Genomic DNA, 21,582 nt, shown 5'->3' on the forward strand with positions numbered 1-21,582 from the left:
TCCCATGTGGTGTGCGATGAACAGCTCCGGGTCACTCCTGGGTGGCGACCCGCCTGGTGACCAGGTCCGCGAACACCGAGCGCAGGCCGGTGGCGACCGCGCCGGTGAGGATGGCGGCTTCGCCGAGTCGGGAGATCTCGACCTGCGGCGGGTAGTCGGTGAGCCCGGCCAGCACCGCCCGCACCGGCTCGGCGAGGAGGTCCCCGTTGAGCCCGATCCCGCCGCCGAGCACGATCAGCCCGAGGTCGACCACGCTGGTCACCCTGGCCGCGTGCTCGGCGATCCGCTCGGCCTCCCAGCCGATGAGTTCCAGCGCGCGCCGGTTGCCCGCGCGCGCGGCGTCCATGACGTCCTCGCAGTTGACGAAGTCCGAGCGCTGCCAGATCTGGGCCAGGAACGCGTCCGCGGCCGGACTGTCCGGCTGAAACCGTTGCCCCTCCGGCACAAAGTCGATTTCTCCGGCGGCCCCGTTCCGCCCCCGGTGCAGTTCCCCGCCGAGCACCAGCCCCGCCCCGACCCCGCTGCCGATGTGCAGGAAGGCGAAGTCCCGCACCCCGGCCCCGGCCCCCCGCCAGCCCTCGCCGACCGCGGCCAGGTTGATGTCGTTCTCCACCAGCACCGGACACCCCAGCGCCGCCCGCAGCCGCGCCGCGGCCGCGAACCCGTCCAGGTCCTGCTGGTTCGCCGAGTACACCACCCCGGTCCGCGGTTCGATCACCCCCGCGATCCCCATCGTGACCAGCTCCGGCGCCATCCCCGCCGCGGCCACCAGGTCATCCCGCAACCCGGTGGCGGCGGCCAGCACCTGCTCCGGCCGGTGCCCGTCCACCAGCACGTCGATCCGGGCCAGCTCGGCCCCGTCCAGATCGGCCACCATGCCCCGCAGGTACCGGCTGCCCAGGTCCAGCGCGAGCACCGAGGCCGCCCCGGCCCGAGGCCCGAAGTACACCGCGCTGTACCCGGCGGCGTCCTCGGGCGCGGCCACCTCCTCGACCAGCCCCGCGGCCAGCAACGCCTCGACGGCCCGCCCGATGGTCGGCTTCGAGGTCCGCAACTGCCGGGCCAGATCCGCCCTGGTCACCGGATACCCCTGCCACATCGCCTGGTAGACGGCGTGCAGGTTCAACTCTCGGACCAGTGCTCCGGTGACCGCGCCTTTCATCACGACGCACAAACTAGTAACGGCGCATTACCGGTGTCCAGCATTACTTTGGCGAACGCCTCAGCCCGGCAGCACGACCAGATCCCGGGGGAAGCGCGGATCGATCTCGTAGTGCGTGTCGTACTGGCTGCTGAACCCGCTCACCCGCACCCACTGCCCCACCCGCAACCGGCTGAGATCGATCCCGGTCTGGGTGTTCACGAAGATCGTCAATTCCCCGGAGCCGTCATCCACGAAAACCTTCCGCCCGTACGGCAGGTCGTTCTGCACCGGCTTGGTGATCCGCGCCAGCACCCGCACCAGGCGCCCCTCGGACACCTCGCCCACCCCACCGGTGGCCCGCCACTCCGGCCGCGGCGGGACGCCCGTGCGGCCCAGGGTGACCGCGTCCGGGGTGGCCGGGACGATGGTGAGCAGGCCGGAGCTGTTGGTGAGCTTGCCGGTGATCCGGGCATGGCGGCCGGGCGCGACCTTCAGGTCGGTGGCGAGCTTGAGGTAGATGCCCGCGGTCCGATCCTGGATGGCGAAACCCTTGTCGTAGAAGCTGGACTCGAAGGCGCCGGACGGGGTGGTGGCCACGCCGGCGACGGTGACCGTGCTGCCCAGTGGGAGGGCGCGGGCGGCGGCGATGGACTGGGGCGGGGCCGCCGGGGCGGCGTGCGCGGGGGCGGCGCCGAGGGCTGTGACGAGCAGGGTGGCGGTGAGCAGGTGGCGGACGAACCTCTTGCCGGTCAGGGCGACCAACTCCTCTCGGGAAGTGAAACGCCGCCCATCTTGGCCGCCCCGCCATCGGCGCGGCCACTCGGCCTGCCGGTTGTTTTCCGGTAACCCGGGAAAATTACTGAGCCGCTTTTAACATGGCCCGCTGACCTGGCGCTAACCGGCAAATTTTAGGCCAAACGGCCTATTGATGACTAGGCGATCAGGACGCACGCTTTCCCTGTTTGCTCATTCGCGGGTTGTCGGGGCTCGCACCACCATTCTGGGGAGATTCCGTGCAGCGTCGAATACTGACGCGCCGTACGCGCACGCGTGCGTTCCGCGCCTTTGGCGTTTTCCTGCCCTTCCTCGCCGCGATCCTGGTGGCCACCGGGCTGCCCGCCACCGCGGCGCCCAAACCAGCCCCACCCGCCGCCTCCGGTCAGGAGGCCCAGGCCAGTGCCGCCGACCGGGCCGCGCGGGCGCAACGTGAGTCGGCCAGGACGCAGGCCGCCGCGGCGGACCCGAACGGGCTGAGCAACCTGGGCAAGCCGCGGCCGCGACTGCCCGGGGATTCCCAGGCCGCCAAGGACGCCGCCGAGCAGGAGTTTCGGGAGGCGTGTAACGGGATCGGGCGGGCGCAGGCCCTCACCAAGCAGGGCTTCACGCGGAACCGGTTCCAGCAGTGTTTCCTGGGCAGTCGCACGGCCCAACTGTGGCGGCGGGGCGGCACGCCGCCGCCGACCACTCCGATGGCCGAGATGAAATTCGACTACAGCCTGCTGGTGATCTCCTACGACAACAGCCGCGCCATCGACTTCATCTTCAACATGGACGATGTCGTCCTCAAGGGCGGCGAGCCCCACCTGCAGACCGATCTGCGGATCTGGATCAACGGCTGCAACTCCAACGCGGTCCAGTGCACTCCCGATGAGGTCCGGACCAACGTGGAGTGGCGGGACAACCGCAAGCACACCTTCCGGATCACCTCCCCGGACACCGCGGGCGAGGGTGTGCACAAGATCCTCCGCAGCGGGTTCGACCTGCGGATGCGCATGGTCCACCGGATGCCGAACGTGGATCCGTGGAGCGAGGACGAGATGACCCGCTCGGTGCTGCGCTTCGACACCGCCGGGACGGCGCTGAACAAGTCCACCGGCACGGTGTTCCCGGACTTCGTCCCGAGCTACGACCTGCTGCGCACCAGCGACCTGACCGTCGCCGAGACCACCCGGCACATCCTGGACGCCCAGTTCCACCCGCGCCGGACCTATCCCAGGCACCCCGGCAACACCAAGAACGTGCCCGGCTACGACCGGCCGTTGCACCGGCTGATGGACTCCACCAAGCAGGGGCAGAACCGCAACGCCTCCAAGCTGATCTGCAACGAGCTGTGGGCCGGCCCGCGCAGTGAGAAGGACTGCGACGAGTACCCCTGGGCCTCCACCCAGGAGGGCGCGTCCACCGGGGTGACCGATCCGGACCAGCCCGCCTGGCACGGTTCGGCCCGGCTGATCACCAACAAGGACAACCAGGCCGCGGGCAACCACTGGAACATCCACCTCTACAACGCCAACCGGATCCTGGACAACGACGAGTTCCGGGTGAGGCCGGTGGACGACTGCGAGACCTGCGGCCCTCAGTTCCCGCCGCCGTACCTGCCGCGCTCCAAGGACACCGACCGCCGGATCAGCGGTTCCTTCATCCAGCCCGACCTCATCGACGACTGGACCGATCAGCAGCTGGCTGACGAGTTCACCATGATGAAGTCGCTCAACATGACCCAGCTCGTGCTGCAGTGGACCGCGAACTCCCACGATGTCCGGGAGAACGGCGCCAAGACCGCGATCTACCCGAACGCGCTCGGCGGCTACAAGCTGGTCACCAAGACCGACGTGGTGGCGCGGACCCTGCGCGCGGCCAACGCGGCGGGCATCGACGTCTGGGTCGGCCTGCAGGTCAACGACTTCTGGTGGAAGACCTACGCGCGGGACCAGGGCTTCCTGGACAACGAGGCGACCATCGCCAGGGCACTGGCCAAGGAATTGTGGAGCCGGTACGGCGGCAACAAGTCCTTCCGCGGCTGGTACCTGTCCTTCGAGATGGACAACGTCAACTTCTCCGGGGCGGGCGACGAGGGCCGGATGATCGGCTTCTACCAGCAGGTGGTGCGGGAGCTGCGGTTCCTCACCGGCAGCAAGCCGGTGGCGATCGCGCCGTTCTTCAACGCGGTCAACCGGGCGCTGCCCGGCTGGAAGAACCCGCAGGAGTGGGGTGAGATGTGGACCAGGATGCTGCGCGAGATCGACCTGGACATCATCGCGCTGCAGGACGGGATCGGGGCCGGGCACGGTGATCCGACCACCATCCACCCCTGGTACGCCGAGCTGCACAAGGCGCTGAGGGCCGCCGACGCGCTGACCTACCTGATCTCCGACACCGAGACGTTCAAGATCGGCGCGTCCGGGCTGCAACCGTCCTCCACCCAGGAGATCGTGGAGGCGATCCGGGCGGTGGAGGACCAGACCGAGGTCTTCTGGTCGTTCTCCTTCAACCACTACCAGTCGCCGCGCTCGAAGTTCGGCTCCCAGGCCTATCTCAACGGCTACCGGCGCTGGGCCGCGATAGATGACCGGAAGGCGCCGGGCTTTGACCCGGAGAACCCGTCCCGGCCCGGCAACCTGACCGCCAGGGCCGACGGCTCCCAGACCATCCACCTGAACTGGGGTGACTCCTCCGACGGCACCAGCGGCGTGGCCGGGTATTTCATCTACCGCGACGACGAACTGGTGGCCACCAAGATCAGTCCGCAGGGCGGGTTCACCGACCGCCAGCTCAACCCCGGTTCGCTGAACAAGTACCAGGTCCGGGCCTTCGACGGCTCGGGGCGGACCTCGGAGCTGAGCAACTACGCGGAGGCGTCCACCGAGGGCCAGAAGGTCTCGCAGGTCAACTACGCCCGCTGCGGCGCGCGGGTCGACGAGCGCGGATGTCCTTACCTCACCGGGAAACCGGCGGACAGCAGCTACCCGGACGACGGCGGCTATGAGCTGACCGACGGCAAGCGCGGCCCGGCGCAGTACACGCCGGAGTGGCAGGGCCGCAACGCCGCGGGCGTGTACTCCTTCATCATCAACCTCGGCCAGCAGCGCACCATCAACGAGATCACCAGCGGCTGGTTGCAGGTGCGGGATGACTACGTGTTCCTGCCAGCCAAGGTGACCTACGCGGTGTCGTCCACAGTGGACGGTCCGTACACCGAGGTGCCGTCGATCGACCTGCCGGCGGTCAGCGCCCGGTTGCAGACCAAGACCTACCGGTCGGTGAACCTGAACCTGACGGGTCAGTTCGTCAAGGTCACCGTGGACGGGTCCACCGCGTGGACCATGCTCGACGAGGTCGAGATCCGGGGCGACTGAGGCGGATCCGGGGCCGTCGGCGATCGTCGGCGGCCCCGGTCTCAGACCGGCCAGATCCGCAGCAGGTAGCCCTCGGTCCCGGCCAGCCGCGCCGCCAGCGCTTCCCAGTCCGTCGCGTCGAGCCAGCCGAGCTGGTGCGCCAGATCGGCCTGCTGCCCGGCCATCTCCACCCGCCCGGCATGCCAGAAATCCACCCGGTACGCGCCAGGGCCGTGCGGTAGCTCGATCTGCTCGATCGCGTCGGACATCGCGTGCTGCCGCACCGCCAGCACGCCCTGCCGGGACCGGAACTCCAGGGACACCGGCCCGGTCCACTCGCGATCGGCCGGGGTCACCCGCGGGGTGTGCGGCCACACCTCCACCCGCACCGCCACCTGGATCAGCGATTCCACGCACTGCACCACGATGATCCCCTCGTCCGCGCCGACGATCCGCCGGTGCGACTCGTCCAGGGCGGGCATCAGCTCCGCGGGCGGGTCGTCGGGGCGGTCGGTGACCAGGAACATCGAGTCCACCGCCCAGACCAGCGCGGTGTGCGCCCGGTTCACCAGATCACCGCGATCGCGTCGACCTCGATCAGGTAGCCGGGCGCGGCCAGGGTGGCCACCCCGAGCAGCACGTCCGCCGGCTTGTGCGCGCCGAACAGCTCGACCCTGGCCGCCTCGATGACCGGCAGGTACTCCACCCGGTGCCCGACCACGTAGATGGTGATCTTGGTGACCTGGTCCGGCCGGGCGCCCGCCGCGGCCAGCGCCCGGCCCAGGTTGGCGAAGACCTGGCGGACCTGGGCAGCCAGGTCGCCGGGGTGGACCAGGTCGCCATCGGGATCGTCGGAGAGCTGGCCCGCGACGAAGACCAGCCGGGTGCCCTCGGCGATGACGACGTGCGAGTAGGTCTCCGGGCGGTCCAGGCCCTCGGGATGGACGATCTCCAGCGGCATCGTGACGAGTCCCTCCAGTGCTCGGGCGACCCGCCGAACCTACCCGTGCGCCGGGCCGCCGCGCCGGAGCTGCGGTACAACCTGGGGCGTGGCCGACATCAGGAACAAGGTCAGCGCACCGGTGCACGGCAATGTCGTGCAGGCCGGGCGCATCGACCAGGTGGTCCTGCCCGGCCGCGCGCCCGAGGCACTGGCCGGGCTGCCCGCGGCGCCGGAGCCGTTCACCGGGCGGGCGGCCGAGCTGGCGGCACTGCACAAGCTGCTGACGCTGGGCCGGACCGGCGTCGCGGTGCTCGCCGGAGCACCGGGGGTCGGCAAAACCGCGCTGACGCTGCGGGCGGCGCACCAGGCGATGTCCGGCGGCGGGTTCCACGGCGCGCTCTACGTGGACCTGCGCGGCCACGACGAGGACGATCCGGTGACCGAGCACGCCGCGCTCGGGGTGTTCCTGCGCGCGCTGGGTCACCGCGGCGCGGACCTGCCCGCCGGTCTGGCCGGGCGCCGAGGGCTCTACCTCAGCCGCACCCAGCAACTGCAGTCCGGCGCCCGGCGGGGGTTGCTGGTGGTGCTGGACAACGCGGCCTCGGCCGAACAGGTCCGCGGACTGCTGCCCAGCGGCGGACTCAACCGCTGTCTGATCACCAGCAGGCACACCCTGGCCACCCTCTCCGGGGCCCGGCAGTTCACCTTGACCGAGCTGTCGACCGAGGAGTCGGCGGCGATGCTGGCGGCCACGCTGCTGGCCGCCAGGCCCCGGGACGAACGGGCCGCCGAAGGATCGGCGCTGGCGGAGATCGCGGTGGCCTGCGGGCACCTCCCCCTGGCACTGACCGTGGCCGGGGCGATCCTGGTCGACGATCCCACCCGGCCGGCCCAGGACCTGGCCGACCGGTTGAGCAGTGAGAACCGGTTGGCGCAGCTCACCTTCGGCGAACTCGACGTGCGGCTGGCGTTGCGGCACTCCTACCAGCGGCTGCGCGAGCCCGAGCAGTGGTTGTTCCGGATGCTGGGCCTGCACCCGGGGCCGGTGATCGCATCCGAGGCCGCCGCCGTGCTGTCCGCCGGCACGGTCGCCGAGGCCGGGGACTGGCTGGCCGGGTTGCGGCGGGCGCACCTGATCACCCAGGAGGGCAACGGTTTCCGGCTGCCGCACCTGCTGCGCGAGTTCACCGCCGAACTCCGGGCCGCCGAGGACGCCGCGGACGTGGTCACCGCCGCGGCGGGGCGACTGGTCCGGCACTACCGGCTCGCCGCGCAGGCCGCCGACGCCACCACCCGCAAGCGCGGCGGGCGGGCCAGGCCCGCGCTGGCGCTGCGCTGGCTGGACGAGCACCGCCTGGTGCTGACCGCGATCGTCGAACTGGCGCACGCGCACGGGCTGGACGAGGACACGGTGGCCCTGGCCCTGGCGCTGCGGCACGTCCTGGAACTGCGCGGCCGCCAGGACGACTGGGTGCAGACCCATCTGCTCGCGCACGACTCCGCCAGTCGTGTTACCGACCGGTCGGTAGCGGCGCGGGTGGCGATCAGTCTGGGTGACGCCTACCGACTCGGCGGCGAAGCACACCGGGCCGCCAACTGCTACGGCATGGCCGAGATCCTGCGCGCCATCCTCGGCGACGCTCCTGGCGCGCATGAGGCCGTGGACCGGCTGATGAGCCTGACCGGCCAGGAGAGCAGCCGCACCGCCCTGGCGATCACGCACTTCCAGGCCGCGGTGACCGACTACCGGGACCGCGGCGAGCAGCGTGCGCTGGCCCACGCGCTGGAGCACCTGGGCCGGTTGTGGGGGCGCACCCACGCGAGCGAGGCGCTGGACTGCCACGAGCAGGCCCTGGCGATCTTCTCCGACCTCGGCGACCGGCTCGGCCAGGCCCGCTCCCGGCTGCACCAGGGGGTGCTGCACCAGCAGTGCGCGGAAGGCGAGGCGGCCGCCGACTGCTTCCGCGCGGTGCTGGACCTCATCGAGGCACCGCACCGGTACCGCGCGCTGGCCTGGTTCAACCTCGGTCTGCTCGCCCTGGCCCGGAACCGGCCTTGGCGGACCCGGCGTTACTGGCGCGCCGCCACCGCCGAACTGCCCGCCGGGAGCCAGCCGCTGCCCAAGGTCCGCCTGCTGCGCCTGCGACGCAACCGGCGACTGATCCGGCGGTTGCGGCCGCAGGTCGCCGAGTACGTGGCCGTGCCGGTGACCCTGGTCGCCGCCAAGGACCTGTGGGACAACGTGCCCGCCGACCCCGGCGAGCAGACCCTCGCCGCCGACCTGCCCGGCGGCGAACCGGAACGCCCGGCGCGCGCGGAGTCCCCGGCCCCGGTGTTCGACCTGGGTGGCCTGGGATACGGCGGCGACGACTGTGGTGGCGGCGGCGGAGACGGAGACGGTGGTGGCTGCGGCGGCGGTGGGTGCGGCTGTGCCCCGGCCGGGGACGACTATCGAGAGTTCAATTGATCATCGTCCCAGGTCCGGGCACTCGCTAGGATTTCGCGCGAGGGGGACCACGCTGTGCGGATCTTCGGTCGGGACGAGTCACTGCGTCTGCTCACCGGGACGCGAAACGGCCTGGTCATGGTGCGGGCCGACCCCGGACTCGGGGTCAGCGCGCTGCTGGCGGCCACCGTGGCCGCGGCCCGCGCCGAGGGCCTGCCGGTGCGCCGGATCCCGGTGCTGCCCACCGGCCGGACCACCCTGTCGACCGGCCTGCCGGACTGGCCGGAACCCGCCGTGGTCGTGGTCGACGACCTGCACCGGGCCGATGACGCCACCCTGCTCGCCCTGCACGAACTCGCCGACCGCGAACTGCGGATCATCACCGGCCGCCACCGCGGCCACACCCCGGCCCGCTTCGCCGCCCTGGACCGGATCGCCCTGGTGCACGACCTGGAACCACTGTCCAGGGACGCGGTCCGGGCCATCGCGGGCGACTCACCACTGGCCGAAGGCGCGGGCGGCAACCCTTTCCTTCTGTCCATAGTGGACAGTCCGGATCGAGCAGCCCTGATCTCCTCCTGGGCCAGCGAACTCGCCGGTCCGGACGTCACCCTGCTGCGCTGCGCCGCCCTGCTGACCGAACCATCCACAGTGGACGAACTGGGTGCGGTGAGCGCACGCACCGCCGCCGAGGTGCTGGCCGGACTCGACCGGCTCGCCGCGCTCGGCCTGGTCCGGGAACACGGCGGACAGGTCTGGCTGCGTTATCCCCTGGTCCGCGCCGACTTGGCCACCACCTCGGTCGGCATGCGCGGCCAGGTCGCCAGGGCGCTGGTCCGCCGGGGCAGCGCCCCCGAAGCGGTGGCGGCCCAGCTCGCCGGGCTGCCGGTGACCGCGTGGACGGTGTCCTGGCTGCTCCGGCACGCCGACCGGCTCGCCGCCCAGCCCGCCCCGGCCGCGGTCGAGCTGCTCACCCAGGCCGTGGCCTGGCTGCCGCCCGGCGCGGCCAAACTGCACCCGCTGCGCGCCGCACTGGCCGAGGCGCTGCTCTGGTCGGGACAGCTCGACCAGGCCCACCGGGTGGCCGCCGCCGGACTGGCCACCCGGGTCGCTTTGCCGCTGCGCCAACGGTTACGCACCACCCTGGCCAGGGTCGGCCTGGCCCGGCTCGACCCGGAGGCGGTGCTCGCCGCCCTCGGCCCCGAACGCCGGGACGGGCCCCTCGCGGCGATCGAGGCGTTCGGCTGCCTGCTCGCCGGGGACCTGGCAGGCGCGGTCACCGCGGCCGGGCACGCCGAGGCCACCGCGGCCGACCACCCGGTGGTCGCGGTCGCGCTGCTCAACCTCAACGCCATCGGCAAACTGCTCACCCGCGACCTGGCAGGCGCCCTCGACCTCCTCGATCAGGCCGAGGCCCACCTGGACATCGAGGTGCTCGACCCGGCGCAATGGCTGCTCGGCAGGCTGCTCCGCGGCACCGTGGAAGACCTGCGCCAGGACCCGGACTCGCTCAAGACCCTGGAAACCGCCCGCCCGCTGGCCACCACCCTGGGCGCCGGCTACCTGGCCTGGCAGCGCACCGCGTGGGCACTGGCCGCGTTCAACCGCGGCCACTGGGACGAGGCCCTCACCGAGGTCGAACAAGCCCTGGCAACGCCGGGCGACGCCTACGGCATGGCCAGGCCACTGCACGGACTGGCCGCGATCCTGGGCATGCACCGCGGCAACCTGCCGGCCGCCCGCGAGCACGTCCGGCTGGCCGAACAGGCCGAATGCCGCGGCGTGGCCGCCTTCTACGAGCACAACGTGCTCACCGCCCGCGCCATGCTCGCCGACCTGGACGGCGACTCCGCGCAGGCCCTGGAACTGGTGCGCACCCTGGCCGACGGCGGGGCGGGCGTGCACCACGGGCACTCGGTCACCGGCGTCGGCGCCAGGGTGGTGCGGATCGCGGTCAACGCCGGGGACCGCGGACTGGCCACCCGGCTGGTGGCCACCATGCATCGCTGGACCAGCGACGACTCGGTCGGCCAGCGCGGCGCGCTGCTGTACTGCCAGGGCCTGGTCGACGGCGACGTGGACCTGCTGCTGGCCGCCGCCAAGGAGTTCGCCGAGCACGGCTCCCCCATCGCCGCCGCCCGCGCGGGTGAGGACGCGGCCAGGGTACTGGCCGCCTCCGGCGAACCCGAGGCCGCCCGCGCCGCCTACCAGGAGGCCATCACCCACTACACCGGCCTGGCCGCCACCGGCGACATCGACCGGGCCACCGCCGCGCTGCGCGCGCACGGCGTCCGGCGCGGCGCGACCGGGCCCCGGCGCAGGCCCAAACACGGCTGGGACGCGCTCACCGAGGCCGAGTACCGGGTCGCCGAACTGCTCGCCGAGGGCCGCAGCAACCGCGAGGTCGCCGACCGACTGGTCGTTTCGGTGCGCACGGTTCACTCGCACGTGTCCAGGGTGCTCGCCAAGCTCGGCTACGCCACCCGGGTCGAGGTTGCTCTAGGTTTCCAGCGCCGCCACTGAGTGATCGCACGCCTGAACCGAGTGATATCGGCACTCCTACCGATGTTTTCTCCCACCCGCACTGGTGTGCTGTCCCCCTGTTTCAACCCAAGGGGAGAAAACGCATGTCCCGCCTACGCAAGTCCGTCCTGCTGGTGGTGGTCGCCCTGGTGGCCACCCTGGTCGGCACGCCGGCCAACGCGAGTCAGCTCTGGCGCCCGTGGTTCACCTCGGGTGACGGCATCGACGTGCTCAACGTCGCGCACACCACCGACCGCTCCACCGTGGTCAGCATCAACACCGGCGCGGTCGACAAGAACACCACGCACTTCCGGCAGAGCCACGACATCATCGTGACCCTGCCCGAGGGCCACAACCCCAACCTGGCCTACCCGGTGCTCTACCTCTACCACGGCCGTGCCCAGGGCCCTGGCAACTGGCACCGTGAGGCCAACATCGAGGCGATCACCGCCGGTTTCCCGTTCATCGTGGTCACCGCCGAAGCGGGCCGCGGGGGCTGGGCGACCAACTGGGTCAACCAGTCCGCGGGCGTCCAGCAGTGGGACACCTTCCACCTGGACCAGCTGATCCCGTTCATCGACCGCAACCTGCGCACCATCCGGGAACGTGAAGGCCGGGCCATCGCCGGGTTCTCCATGGGCGCCTTCACCGCCATCCGGCACGCCGTGCACCGCCCGTGGTTGTTCCGCATGGTGGTCGGCTTCTCCGGCGGCTACAACCTGGAGGACCCGCGGATGCGCGCCGCGGTCACCCTGCCCCTGCCGACGATGGGCCTGCCCGCCGACGGACCCTTCGGTGGCCCGTTCGACGGCTCGTGGAACTTCAACAACCCCTGGCACCGGGTCGGCGGGCTGCGCGATATCCACACCGTGCTCTACGCGGGCACCCGCTGGGACGGCGACCCGCTGGAACAGCAGGCGCACCGGCTGACGTACGAGTTCCACCAGCACCTGCTGGCCAACGGCATCCACAACAGCTGGATGGTCGAGATCGACTGCGGGCACAACATCGTCTGCGTCGGCGACCTCGGCCTGCGCCGCGAACTCCCGACCATGCGCAACGTGCTCTGGGGCCCGAGGTGACCGCCGCCTGATCCCGGCCCGGAATCCGGGATCAGTGAACCGGGCGTGGCCGCTGCCTCGGCTACGCCCGGTTCGGCGTATTACAGGTACGACCTGATGAACGAGAGGATTTCGGGGTCGGAGACCCTGGCGAACACATCCGGATAACCGAGCGCGCAGGGCAACACCCACGAGACGATTCCCGCGAGACGGCCGCCGACTTCTAACGGACCACCGGAATCACCCTGGCAGGCGCCGATTCCGGCCTTGTGCAAGGTGCACAGGTGCCGATTGGTCAATGGCTGGCTGCGGTGGGAGTTCTGGCAGGTGGCCTGGTCGACGACCCAGGTGGCCATCTTCCGCAGATCCGGTGACACCGCGCTGGTCGTGCTGGTCTTGCCCCACCCGGTGACCATTCCCTGGGAGTTCACCGACGGCCCGGAAGTGGCCAACTCGATCGGCTTCACGTAATTGTTGAATTGGATCGGGGTCTCCAGCATCATTACGGCGGCATCGTATTCCCAGCTATATCGCTGTTCGCCTCGGTACTTCGGGTGGATGTATCCCGCTCTGACCCGGTGTGCCGTTCCGGCACGGCTGGACAGCGTCCCGCTGTACACCGTCATCTGGGCCGGGTTCTGGCCTTCGAGGCAGTGCGCGGCGGTCACCACGGTGGTCGGGCTGACGATGGATCCGCCGCAGAAGTGGCTGCCGTACATCCGGAGGCTGACCTGGTACGGGAACGCTCCCGGCCCGGCCGAGGTGCCGCCGACAATCGCCACACCCGCCCGCGCCTGCGCGCCCACCGCCGCCAGCAGCAGGACCGCGACCGCCACTCCCAGTCGTCGAAACCACGTCATGACCAGCACCTTTCCGTCACCCCATGCCGAGCCTGCCGGACCTCGCCACACCCCCGCCTCCGGCGAGTGGGTGGCCAGCAGCCACGGTCGAGTGGTCACCCAACGCAAGCAACCCAGGTTGACTAAGTCCGGATTAGTCAACTACGGTTGCTTACATGTCCGACGCCCCACTCCCGGCTTCCGCGGAGCCAGCCGACCGGCTGGCCGCCGTGGTGGCCCTGCGCCGACTGGCCGATCAACTCGAGGACGCCGCGGTCGAGGAGGCCATGCGGACGGGCTGGGGCTGGCCCCAGGTCGCCGAGGCCCTCGGCATCACCCGGCAGGCCGTGCACAAGAAACACGCCCAGCGGCTGATCGCCGCCGGGGTCACCCTGAGGAGACGCTGACCATGAGCGCCATCGACCACTACCTGCAGCGGATCATCCTGCGCGGGGCCGAGGAGGCCCAGGCCGAGGCGGGCACCGTCATCGAGGCCCAGCACCTGTTGCTGGCCATCGCCGCCGAGCCCGATCCGGTGCTCGCCGCCGCGGGGCTGGACCGGGCCGCGATCCGGGCCGCGCTGGACACCGAGTTCGCGCACAGCCTGGCCGCGGCCGGGGTGGACCGGTCGGCCTTCGACCTGCGGTCCACGCCGAGCCCGAAGCGACCGGACAAGGTGGGTGCCTCGGCGAAACTCGCGCTGGAGCGGGGATTCGCCCAGGCCAAGCGCAAGAAGGACCTGCGGCCCGCGCACATCACCCTGGGCGTGCTGCTCGCCGAGGTCGGCACCGTGCCCCGGGCGCTCGCGCTGGCCGGGATCGACCGTGCCGGACTGGCCGAGCAGCTCAGCCGCCAGGTCGCCTGAACCCGAGAGGAAACCATGCAGCTCCAACCGGTCCTGGACCGCGCCGTCACCCTGGGCGGCGTGCCCGGCATCCTCGCCGAAACCCACTCCCCCGACGGCATCCGGTTCGCCACCGCGGGCGTCGCCGATACCAGCACTGGCGGTAAGCGCTTACCCACGCACTGCTTCCGCATCGGCAGCACCACCAAGACCTTCGTGGCCACCGTCCTGCTGCAACTCGCCGCGGAGAACCTGCTCACCCTGGAGGACAGTGTCGAGCACTGGCTGCCCGGCCTGGTGCGCGGCGGGTCCGCGATCACCCTGCGCCAGTTGCTCAACCACACCAGCGGCCTGTTCAGCCACACCGACGACCAGCCCGCGCTGAGCACCAAGGACCGTTACACCCCAACGGAACTCGTCGCGGTCGCGATGGCGCGTGAACCGAACTTCGCCCCCGGCACCGGCTGGGGCTACTGCAACACCAACTACGTGCTCGCCGGACTGGTCATCGAGGCCGTCACCGGGGACACCCTGGCCGGGCAGCTCACGAAGCGCATCACCGAACCGCACGGGCTCACCAACACCTACCAGCCGCGACCCGAGGACGAGAGCATCCGGGGACCGCATTCCCGGCACTACACCAGGTTGTTCCAGACCGATCCGGCCGCGCCGATCCACGACGCCACCGAGTTCGCGCACACCCCGTTCTGGGCCTCCGGTGACATGATCTCCAGCGCGGGCGACCTGGCCCGGTTCTTCGGCGCGCTGCTCGCCGGACAGCTGCTTCCCCTTGCCTGGCAACGGGAAATGTTCGACACGGTGGCCGCGCCGGACTGGATCCCGGACGCCGAGTACGGCCTGGGCATCTCCTCGATCCGGTTGCCCGGCGGCACGGTCTGGGGCATGGGCGGGGCGATCTTCGGGTCCTGGTCCTACACCTACGGCAGCCGGGACGGCTCGCGGGTGGTCTCGACCAACGTCAACGGCGACTGGGCCGACCACCCGACCGGTTCACCGCTGGGCATCGTCACCGAAGTGATCACCACTCAGCTCTGCCCCGCACCGCGCTGAACCAGGTAGCCTCCCCCTCCGCCCAGCGTGAAGGAGGCCCCCTATGGCCGTGCGACTCCGCGCGAGTGCCGCCGCGACCACCGTGTTGCTGGCCCTGACCGCGCCGCCCGCCCTCGCCGGACCCACCGCCACGACGTTCTATGTGGACCCGGCACACGGCTCCCCCAGTAACCCCGGTACCTCCGCCGCGCCCTGGCGCACCCTGGAGGAGGTCCTCGCCTCCGGACGTGTCTTCGCCGCGGGCGACATCCTCTACCTGCGCACCGGAAACCACGGCAGCCCGGTCGTCCACGGCAGCGTCCCGTCCGGGGTCATCCGGGCGCAGGCCGGACACACCCCGCGCCTGCGCGGCCTGCGATTCCAATCGGGTGCGGCCGGGTGGACGGTGGCTGGAGTGCTGGTCTCACCATCGGAGGCGGGCGGCGCGTTCAGTAGCGGCAACCTGGTGCGGTTCGACAGTGGCGCCACCGGCAACACCCTGCGCGACTCCCAGTTGCGCGCGGCCCCGGACGCCGTCGCCGCGGAGTGGGGCAACAACGACTGGGTCACCCGCAGTGGCACCGCGGTGCTGGTCGCGGGGGCGCGGAACCTGGTGCTGGACAACCGGATCCGCAATGTCCGCAACGGGGTGATGGTGGAGCGGACGTCCAAGGCCGGGGCGGGCGGGACGGGGGCGGTGGTGCGGGGCAACCGGGTCGAGCACTTCTGGGAGGATGCCTTCCGCTGCAAGGTGAGCGGGTGCGTCATCGAGTACAACCGGGCGGTGAACAGCTACGCGGTGGTGCCGCCGGGCATGGAGGACGATCCGCCGCACCGGGACATGTTCCAGAGCTACCGCGGTGACGGCAGCTTCACCGAGATCGCCGATGTGGTGTTGCGCGGCAACGTCTTCCGCAGCCGCCAGGGCACCCGCTACACCCGGATTCCGTTCCAGTACAACGGGAAGTACACCACCCAGGGCATCGGCTGCTTCGACGGCCCGTACCGGAACTGGACCGTGGAGAACAACGTGGTCCAGGTCGAGGTCGGTCTCGCCCTTGCCCTGTATGGGATCGACGACAGCCGGATCGTCAACAACACCGTGGTGCCCGGCCCGCTGGGCACCGCCAGCGAGTTGCGGATCATGCCGGAGAAGGGCGGGAATCCGGCCGAGCGCAACGTGATCCGCAACAACCTGGTGCACCAGCTCAATGTCGGCGCGGCGGTGAACTCCAGGCAGAGCAACAACATCACCGTCGGCACCGCCTACGACACCTACTTCGTCGACCAGGCAACGCACGACCTCCGGCTGCGGCCGGGCAGTCCGGCGATCGACGCGGGCACCGTGCTGGACGCGCCCGCGATCGACGCCGACCGGCAGTCCCGCACGCTGCCGTATGACGTTGGGGCCTATGAGTTCTGAGTCGCCAGGGCACAGCGCAGGAAGTCCTGGACGACCGGGTTCGCCTCGGCCACGGCGGTCCAGGCCACGCCGACCACGCTGGGGCTCACCCCGGTGACCGGCCGGTAGACCACGCCGGGCCGGGCGTAGAAGCGGGCGCTGGACTCGGGGGCCAGCGCGATGCCGTAGCCGTTGGCGATCGCGCTGAGCCAGTCGTCGGGCTGGTCGGTGACCGCGCCGATTTTCACCGGGTGACCCTCGCGTTCCTCGGTGGCCAGCCAGTAGTCGCGCCACCGGCCGGTCTCGGCGGGGGCGGCCACGAACGGCTCATCCCACAGCTCGCGGAAGTCGATCTCCGTCCGGTCGGCCAGTGGATGCGTTGCGGCCAGGGCGATCCAGCGCGGCTCGGTGCACAGCTCGGCCACCCGGAACGCCTCCTGGCCGGGAAAGGGCAGGCGCAGCAGGGCGATGTCGACCTCGCCGGTGGCCAGTCCGGCGGTCGGGTTGGACCAGGCGGCCTGGCGCATGTCCACCCGCCAGCCCGGTCGCAGCGCGCCGAACCCGGCGATGATCTCCGGCGTGGCCTCGTTGGCCGCGCTGGCGATGAACCCGACCCGCAGCACCTTGGCCGCCCGTCCGGCCGCGTGCCTGGTCTCGCGTAACACCTCGTCCCACCCGGCGAGCAGGCCGGGCACCCGGTCGGCCAGCACCTGGCCGGCCTCGGTGAGTGTCATCCCGGTCCGGGACCGGGTGAACAGCGCGAGCCCGAGCTGGTCCTCCAGGCGGCGGATCTGCTTGGTCAGCGCGGGCTGGGACACGTACAACAGCTCGGCCGCCCGGCTGAGCGTGCCGTGCTCGGCCACGGCGGCGAAGTAGCGCAGCAACCGCAGGTCCACGTCCATTCCACCAGGTTATAGACGCAGGTATTGGACGCGCACCCGGACCCGCCGACAGGCTTGCCGCATGTCAACCGCCTACCTGCTGCTCGCCCTGGCCACCATCCTGGTCAACACCGCCGCCGCCGTCGCCGACTTCGCCGGGGCCAGGTTCGTGCGGGCCAACTCCAGCGAACTGAACCTGCCCGCGTCCTGGATCCTGCCCCTGGGCCTGCTCAAGGCCGCGGGCGCGGGCGGACTCGCACTCGGCCTGCTCGGCTTCGACCTGCTCGGCCTGGCCGCGGCGATCGGCCTGGTGTTGTTCTTCCTGGGCGCCAACCTGGTGCATCTGCGGGCCAGGGTGTTCCACAACATCGCCGCGCCACTGGCCTTCCTGGCCCTGGCGGTGGCCACGCTGACGCTGGACCTGGCCCGCTGACTCAGCCGGGTGCGACGACCACCACCACGGTCCGGTTGCGGGCCGCCGCGTCCGGACCGGCGAACGGGGCCTCGGCCTGTTCGGCGGTGGCCACGGTGATCGCGCTCAACGGCAGTCCCGGCCCGGCCAGCACCGCCGCCGCGGCACTCGCCCGCCCCAGCGCCACGGTGGATCCACCGCTGGCCGGTCCACCGGGCAACGCCACCCCGTGACCCAGCACGGTGACCCGCACCGCCGCACCCCGCAGTCGCCGCGCCCACTCGGTCAGCACACGCCGACCAGCGGCGGTGAACCGGTTGCCGCCCGGCTGGAACAGCCCGTCCTCGAACACGATCCGCAGCTCCCGCTCGCCCCGGCGCACCTGGATCCCCGGCGCGGCAAGGGTTTCCGCCAGCCCGGCCAGCCGCTGGTCACCGGCGGCGGAGGACACCGGCGGACTCGGCGGGGTCGAGGAGACCGGCGGACCCGACGTGGCGGTGGCCACCGGCACCGCCTCGGTGTTGCCGGACAAGGCAATCGGCACCACCACCGCCGCCGCGACCACCAGCACGGTCGCCGCCGCCCCGCCCAGCGCGAGCAGCGGCACCGGTTTCCGCCGCCGCCTGCCCTCGGTGATCTCCGCGATCAGCGCGCATCCGGCCAATGCCGCCGGATCCGCCGGCCGCAGCTCCAGTACCCGTTTCCAGGCCCGGTCCGCGGCGGCCAGGTCGCCGAGCTGGGCGTGCACCCGCGCCTGCAGGTCCAGTACCACCGGCTGGTCATCCGCTTGTGCGGCAAGCACTTCCAGCGCCTCGCCGTGCTTGCCCTCGCGGGCCAGCACGGCGGCCTCGGCGGCGGCCAGCGCGGCGGTCAGCTCGGTCAGGGCGGTGGTCATCGTTTGCCGCCAAGGCCGTTGCGGCTCTGCACGCCGCCGCGCGGGTCGGGCATGGTGGCCGGCATCAGCGCGCGCAGCCGCTGGTTGACACCGGGCAGCGCGGAGATGTCGTTGCGGGCGATGGCCTGTTCGCCCTCCCTGATCAGCTCGCGCGCCCTGGACCGGGAGGTGAGCTGGTGCTCGTTCTGCCGGAAGTAGTGGAACACCTGGACGTCCAGGGTGCCGTCCCGGCGCAGCAGCAGGATCTCCAGGTCGCCGAGGCGGCTCAGCAGTTCCTCGACCGCGGCCGGATCCCCTTCCCCGCGGGCGGTTTCCGCGCGGCGTTCGATCTCGGCGAGTTCGGCGCGGTCCTCGGCGTCGCCGAGCTGGCGGACCAGCTCACGCAACGCGCTGATCGCGGTGGTCAGTTCGGCCAGGAGAGCGGGCAGCCGGACGTCGGTGGCCACCTCGTCGAGCACCGCCTGGATCTCGCGCAGCTTCTGATCGGCGGCCGCGGCACTGCCCGCGCTGGTGTGTGCGGCCCTGACCTCGCCCTTGGCCAGCTCCAGCTGCCTGCCCTGTTCCAGTTCGGTCAGCCGGGTGCGGGCGGCGGCGGAGCCCGCGCGGTCGGCGTCGGCACGCAGTTCGGCCAGCCGCGCCTCGACCTCGGCCTGCGCGCGTTCGAGTTCGGCCACCTCGGGCGCGTGCACCGAGGACAGGTCGATCTGCGCCTCGAACTGCTCGTCCACCAGGGGGACCTCGGCGATCACGCCGACCCTGCGGTTCTCGTCGACCTCGAAGGTGATCTCCACATCGGTGCCCATGGGCAGGTCCAGCCGCACGTCCCGGGGCCGGATCTCGATCATCCCGACCCGCATGTTCCGGTCCGCGCGGCCGCGTTCGCCCTCCACGATCGGGATCCGGATCAGCGCGTCGGCGTCGGTGCGGCGCAAGGCCACCGAGGTCTGGAAGGTCTCGTGCGCGACCGCGGGCAGCCGGGCGCCCTTGACCAGCATGGCGTGGAAGGTCCCGTCGGCCTGGCCGAGGCCGAGGGAGTTGGTGAGCACGGTGCCGCCGGGTTCGTTGAGCCAGTGCCGGATACTGATCTCCCCTGGCACCACCGTTTCCCGGTGACCGGCCGGGCTGATCAGCGAGACGGTGAAGGTGGAGGTGGTCTGCTCGCCGAGCACCACCTCGGTGAGGAAGCCGCCGTTGCCGTCCAGGGCCAGGTTCGGGGTGCGGAACGGCGGTTGCCCAGCCGGGTTGTCCAGCACCACCTCGTAGCCGGTCCAGTCCATTGTGGAGGGTGCGAGGAACCGTCCGGCCACCGCGACCTCGGTGAGGCCGGTGGTGCGCGGGTATTCCGCAGCCAGGGTGAACTGACCGGCCACCGGCACCGCGGGCGCCCGCTCCAGCGCGACCGTGCTGGCGAAGACCGCGGCCCCGCGGGCGACCACGGTGGTGGGGTCCTGGCTGTGGTCGAGTTCGATGCCAAGGCCCAGTTCCGGATCGGCCAGCCGGGCGCGCAGGCCGGGGGCCAGGGTGGCGCCGCCGACCAGCAGCAGCCGGTCGATGTCCTCGGTGTCCAGGTTGGCCTTGGCCAGTGCGCCGCGGCACAGGTTGATCGCGTTGACGTAGTAGGGCTCGGCGATCCGGTCGACCTGGTCCCGGCCCAGGGTGAACTCGAAGTTGTGCTCACTGCCGTCGGCGAGTTCCAGCTCGACGTCCAGGGTGGCCGTCTCGGTGCGGGACAACGCGATCTTGGCTTCCTCGGCCACGTGCTTGAGCTTGGCGAAGTTGCCGAGCCACGCCCTGTTGTCCCTGGTGAAGCCGTCCAACCGGAACTCGCGGGCGGCGGCGGGGGCGAGCACCTGGTCCACGATGGCCCAGTCGATGAGCTTGCCGCCCAGGTGCGGATCGCCCGCGTGGTCGAGCACCCGCAGTTCGCCCTCGTAGGTGCTGACCACGGCGGCGTCGAAGGTGCCGCCGCCGAAGTCGAAGACCATCCAGTAGGCGTCCTCACCGGCGTTCTGGAAGCCGTAGGCGAAGGCGGCCGCGGTGGGTTCCTGCACCAGCGGGCAGGAGCCGAATCCGGCCAGGGCCGCGGCCGCGCTGGTGGCCTCGTTCTGGTGCAACCGGAACGCGGCGGGCACGGTGATCACCGCGGCGGCCGGGGCGGTGCCGAACTGGTGCTCGGCGTCCCCGCGCAGTGAGCGCAGCACCCTGGCGGAGAGTTCCGGCGGGGTGAGGCCGACCCTGGCCGCCGGGAACTCCCGCGCGGTCCCGGCCAGGCCCATCTCCTGCTTGAACTCCAGGTGCACGTTGGGCCAGTCCTTGGCGGAGAACACGCGTTCCCTGGCCCGCCTGCCCACCCACACCGCGCCCGCCCGGTTCATCCACACCGCCGAGGGCGTGTAGTCCCAGCCGTCGTTGTTCTTGACCACGGTCACCTCACCGTCGGCGAAGACCGCCATGGCGCTGTTGGTGGTGCCGAGGTCGATGCCGAAATCGATGGTGTCACTCATGTTCGCTCTCCCCTGGGCGGTCCGCCGGGGGAAAGCCGACCAGGACCTGCCCCATCTGGATCCGTTGTCCGTTGACATAGACCGAGGGCCGGACGGTCTCGGTCACCACCTCGCCGGTGACCGCCGGGTCCTCCTCGTAGGCGAGCACCTCCAGGGAGAGCCCGGCGTGGTAGCCGGTGCCGGTGTGGTCCTGGATGACCACGCCGGCCGCGTCCAGGGATTCCTGGATGGTGCGCAGGTAACGGGCGATCTGGCGGCCCTCCCGCGAGGTGTCGGCCTCGGCGCGGTAGATCTTGCGCCGGGCCTTCCACAGGTTGGTCGCGGCCACCGCGAGTTCCCGTTCGGCCAGCGGTGGTTGCCGCGGCGGCGGGCTGGTGAGCGCGGCGGTGAGTTCGGCGGCCAGTTCGGTCAGCCGGGTCCGGTCGGCGGCGTCCCAGGCGGGTTCGGCGATGCGGAACGGCCGGTGCTGGCGGTGCTGCCGCAGTCCGGCGCGGAACCGGCGCCACCTCATGCTGACTCCTGC

At 71.4% G+C, this 21,582-nt stretch carries 18 protein-coding genes; 9 read left to right on the top strand and 9 right to left on the bottom strand.

Annotation, left to right across the window (positions count from 1 at the left end; genetic code table 11):
* Positions 1–31: 31 nt before the first annotated feature.
* Both HNR67_RS34050 and HNR67_RS34055 read right to left on the bottom strand, forming a co-directional pair.
* Positions 32–1,162, bottom strand: coding sequence for an ROK family transcriptional regulator (locus tag HNR67_RS34050; RefSeq protein WP_221491190.1), 1,131 nt, complete (start codon positions 1,160–1,162; stop codon positions 32–34).
* Between the two features lie 60 nt (positions 1,163–1,222).
* Positions 1,223–1,906, bottom strand: coding sequence for a single stranded DNA-binding domain-containing protein (locus HNR67_RS34055; RefSeq protein ID WP_246492657.1), 684 nt, complete (start codon positions 1,904–1,906; stop codon positions 1,223–1,225).
* Between the two features lie 251 nt (positions 1,907–2,157).
* Between HNR67_RS34055 and HNR67_RS34060 the strand changes: the two genes are divergently transcribed.
* On the top strand, positions 2,158–5,280 hold the full coding sequence (locus HNR67_RS34060) for a DUF4434 domain-containing protein (protein WP_185006614.1): 3,123 nt from the start codon (positions 2,158–2,160) through the stop codon (positions 5,278–5,280).
* Positions 5,281–5,321: 41 nt separating this feature from the next.
* Here the strand turns inward: HNR67_RS34060 and HNR67_RS34065 are convergent, their stop codons facing one another.
* Together HNR67_RS34065 and HNR67_RS34070 are read right to left on the bottom strand one after the other, a co-directional pair.
* Positions 5,322–5,828, bottom strand: coding sequence for a hypothetical protein (locus HNR67_RS34065; protein WP_185006616.1), 507 nt, complete (start codon positions 5,826–5,828; stop codon positions 5,322–5,324).
* Positions 5,825–6,220 (bottom strand): RidA family protein, encoded by a 396-nt coding sequence (locus tag HNR67_RS34070; protein ID WP_185006618.1) that lies wholly within the window; start codon positions 6,218–6,220, stop codon positions 5,825–5,827. The genes HNR67_RS34065 and HNR67_RS34070 overlap by 4 nt, the downstream gene beginning before the upstream one ends.
* Before the next feature lie 88 nt (positions 6,221–6,308).
* On the opposite strand from HNR67_RS34070, the gene HNR67_RS34075 reads away from it, so the two are divergent.
* From HNR67_RS34075 to HNR67_RS34085, 3 genes are all read left to right on the top strand, one after another.
* A complete protein-coding gene (locus HNR67_RS34075; RefSeq protein WP_185006620.1) occupies positions 6,309–8,669 on the top strand; it encodes an ATP-binding protein in 2,361 nt (786 codons plus the stop codon).
* A gap of 54 nt (positions 8,670–8,723) precedes the next feature.
* A complete protein-coding gene (locus HNR67_RS46475; protein ID WP_185006622.1) occupies positions 8,724–11,171 on the top strand; it encodes a LuxR C-terminal-related transcriptional regulator in 2,448 nt (815 codons plus the stop codon).
* Positions 11,172–11,275: 104 nt separating this feature from the next.
* A complete protein-coding gene (locus HNR67_RS34085; RefSeq protein WP_185006624.1) occupies positions 11,276–12,253 on the top strand; it encodes an alpha/beta hydrolase in 978 nt (325 codons plus the stop codon).
* A gap of 80 nt (positions 12,254–12,333) precedes the next feature.
* Here HNR67_RS34085 and HNR67_RS34090 read toward each other — a convergent pair whose 3' ends face one another.
* Positions 12,334–13,092 (bottom strand): S1 family serine peptidase, encoded by a 759-nt coding sequence (locus HNR67_RS34090; protein WP_185006626.1) that lies wholly within the window; start codon positions 13,090–13,092, stop codon positions 12,334–12,336.
* A gap of 155 nt (positions 13,093–13,247) precedes the next feature.
* On the opposite strand from HNR67_RS34090, the gene HNR67_RS34095 reads away from it, so the two are divergent.
* From HNR67_RS34095 to HNR67_RS34110, 4 genes are read left to right on the top strand one after another with little or no spacing between them, the layout of a single operon-like run.
* Entirely contained in the window at positions 13,248–13,478 is a 231-nt protein-coding gene (locus HNR67_RS34095) for a hypothetical protein (RefSeq protein WP_185006628.1), read from the top strand.
* Positions 13,479–13,480: 2 nt separating this feature from the next.
* Positions 13,481–13,936 carry a Clp protease N-terminal domain-containing protein gene (locus tag HNR67_RS34100; RefSeq protein WP_185006631.1) on the top strand — a complete coding sequence of 152 codons (456 nt, stop codon included), beginning with the start codon at positions 13,481–13,483 and terminating at the stop codon, positions 13,934–13,936.
* 15 nt (positions 13,937–13,951) lie between these two features.
* A complete protein-coding gene (locus HNR67_RS34105) occupies positions 13,952–14,986 on the top strand; it encodes a serine hydrolase domain-containing protein (protein ID WP_185006632.1) in 1,035 nt (344 codons plus the stop codon).
* Positions 14,987–15,029: 43 nt separating this feature from the next.
* The gene (locus HNR67_RS34110) at positions 15,030–16,388 is read left to right on the top strand and encodes a choice-of-anchor Q domain-containing protein (protein ID WP_185006634.1); all 1,359 of its coding nucleotides are present in this window, start codon (positions 15,030–15,032) and stop codon (positions 16,386–16,388) included.
* On the opposite strand, the gene HNR67_RS34115 is transcribed toward HNR67_RS34110, so the two are convergent.
* The gene (locus HNR67_RS34115) at positions 16,376–17,269 is read right to left on the bottom strand and encodes a LysR family transcriptional regulator (protein ID WP_185006636.1); all 894 of its coding nucleotides are present in this window, start codon (positions 17,267–17,269) and stop codon (positions 16,376–16,378) included. The two genes, HNR67_RS34110 and HNR67_RS34115, sit on opposite strands and share 13 nt — an antisense overlap.
* Before the next feature lie 61 nt (positions 17,270–17,330).
* Between HNR67_RS34115 and HNR67_RS34120 the strand changes: the two genes are divergently transcribed.
* Positions 17,331–17,681 (top strand): DoxX family protein, encoded by a 351-nt coding sequence (locus tag HNR67_RS34120; RefSeq protein ID WP_185006638.1) that lies wholly within the window; start codon positions 17,331–17,333, stop codon positions 17,679–17,681.
* Between the two features lies 1 nt (position 17,682).
* Here HNR67_RS34120 and HNR67_RS34125 read toward each other — a convergent pair whose 3' ends face one another.
* From HNR67_RS34125 to HNR67_RS34135, 3 genes are read right to left on the bottom strand one after another with little or no spacing between them, the layout of a single operon-like run.
* Positions 17,683–18,555 (bottom strand): tetratricopeptide repeat protein, encoded by an 873-nt coding sequence (locus tag HNR67_RS34125; protein ID WP_185006640.1) that lies wholly within the window; start codon positions 18,553–18,555, stop codon positions 17,683–17,685.
* A complete protein-coding gene (locus HNR67_RS34130) occupies positions 18,552–21,059 on the bottom strand; it encodes an Hsp70 family protein (RefSeq protein ID WP_185006642.1) in 2,508 nt (835 codons plus the stop codon). Before HNR67_RS34130 ends, HNR67_RS34125 begins: the two co-directional genes overlap by 4 nt.
* Complete coding sequence (locus HNR67_RS34135) at positions 21,052–21,570, bottom strand: hypothetical protein (RefSeq protein WP_185006644.1); 519 nt, start codon at positions 21,568–21,570, stop codon at positions 21,052–21,054. Before HNR67_RS34135 ends, HNR67_RS34130 begins: the two co-directional genes overlap by 8 nt.
* Between the last annotated feature and the right edge of the window lie 12 nt (positions 21,571–21,582).

This window comes from Crossiella cryophila, from assembly GCF_014204915.1.
In the GTDB taxonomy this organism is placed as follows: Bacteria; Actinomycetota; Actinomycetes; order Mycobacteriales; family Pseudonocardiaceae; genus Crossiella; species Crossiella cryophila.

Bases quoted from the DNA above. Each gene is read 5' to 3' on its own strand.
- HNR67_RS34120 (WP_185006638.1), top strand. From the start codon at position 17,331: ATGTCAACCGCCTACCTGCTGCTCGCCCTGGCCACCATCCTGGTCAAC.
- HNR67_RS34095 (WP_185006628.1), top strand. From the start codon at position 13,248: ATGTCCGACGCCCCACTCCCGGCTTCCGCGGAGCCAGCCGACCGGCTG.
- HNR67_RS34070 (WP_185006618.1), bottom strand. From the start codon at position 6,220: ATGCCGCTGGAGATCGTCCATCCCGAGGGCCTGGACCGCCCGGAGACC.
- HNR67_RS34100 (WP_185006631.1), top strand. From the start codon at position 13,481: ATGAGCGCCATCGACCACTACCTGCAGCGGATCATCCTGCGCGGGGCC.
- HNR67_RS34135 (WP_185006644.1), bottom strand. From the start codon at position 21,570: ATGAGGTGGCGCCGGTTCCGCGCCGGACTGCGGCAGCACCGCCAGCAC.
- HNR67_RS34105 (WP_185006632.1), top strand. From the start codon at position 13,952: ATGCAGCTCCAACCGGTCCTGGACCGCGCCGTCACCCTGGGCGGCGTG.
- HNR67_RS34085 (WP_185006624.1), top strand. From the start codon at position 11,276: ATGTCCCGCCTACGCAAGTCCGTCCTGCTGGTGGTGGTCGCCCTGGTG.
- HNR67_RS34110 (WP_185006634.1), top strand. From the start codon at position 15,030: ATGGCCGTGCGACTCCGCGCGAGTGCCGCCGCGACCACCGTGTTGCTG.
- HNR67_RS34130 (WP_185006642.1), bottom strand. From the start codon at position 21,059: ATGAGTGACACCATCGATTTCGGCATCGACCTCGGCACCACCAACAGC.
- HNR67_RS34115 (WP_185006636.1), bottom strand. From the start codon at position 17,269: ATGGACGTGGACCTGCGGTTGCTGCGCTACTTCGCCGCCGTGGCCGAG.
- HNR67_RS34050 (WP_221491190.1), bottom strand. From the start codon at position 1,162: ATGAAAGGCGCGGTCACCGGAGCACTGGTCCGAGAGTTGAACCTGCAC.
- HNR67_RS34090 (WP_185006626.1), bottom strand. From the start codon at position 13,092: ATGACGTGGTTTCGACGACTGGGAGTGGCGGTCGCGGTCCTGCTGCTG.
- HNR67_RS34125 (WP_185006640.1), bottom strand. From the start codon at position 18,555: ATGACCACCGCCCTGACCGAGCTGACCGCCGCGCTGGCCGCCGCCGAG.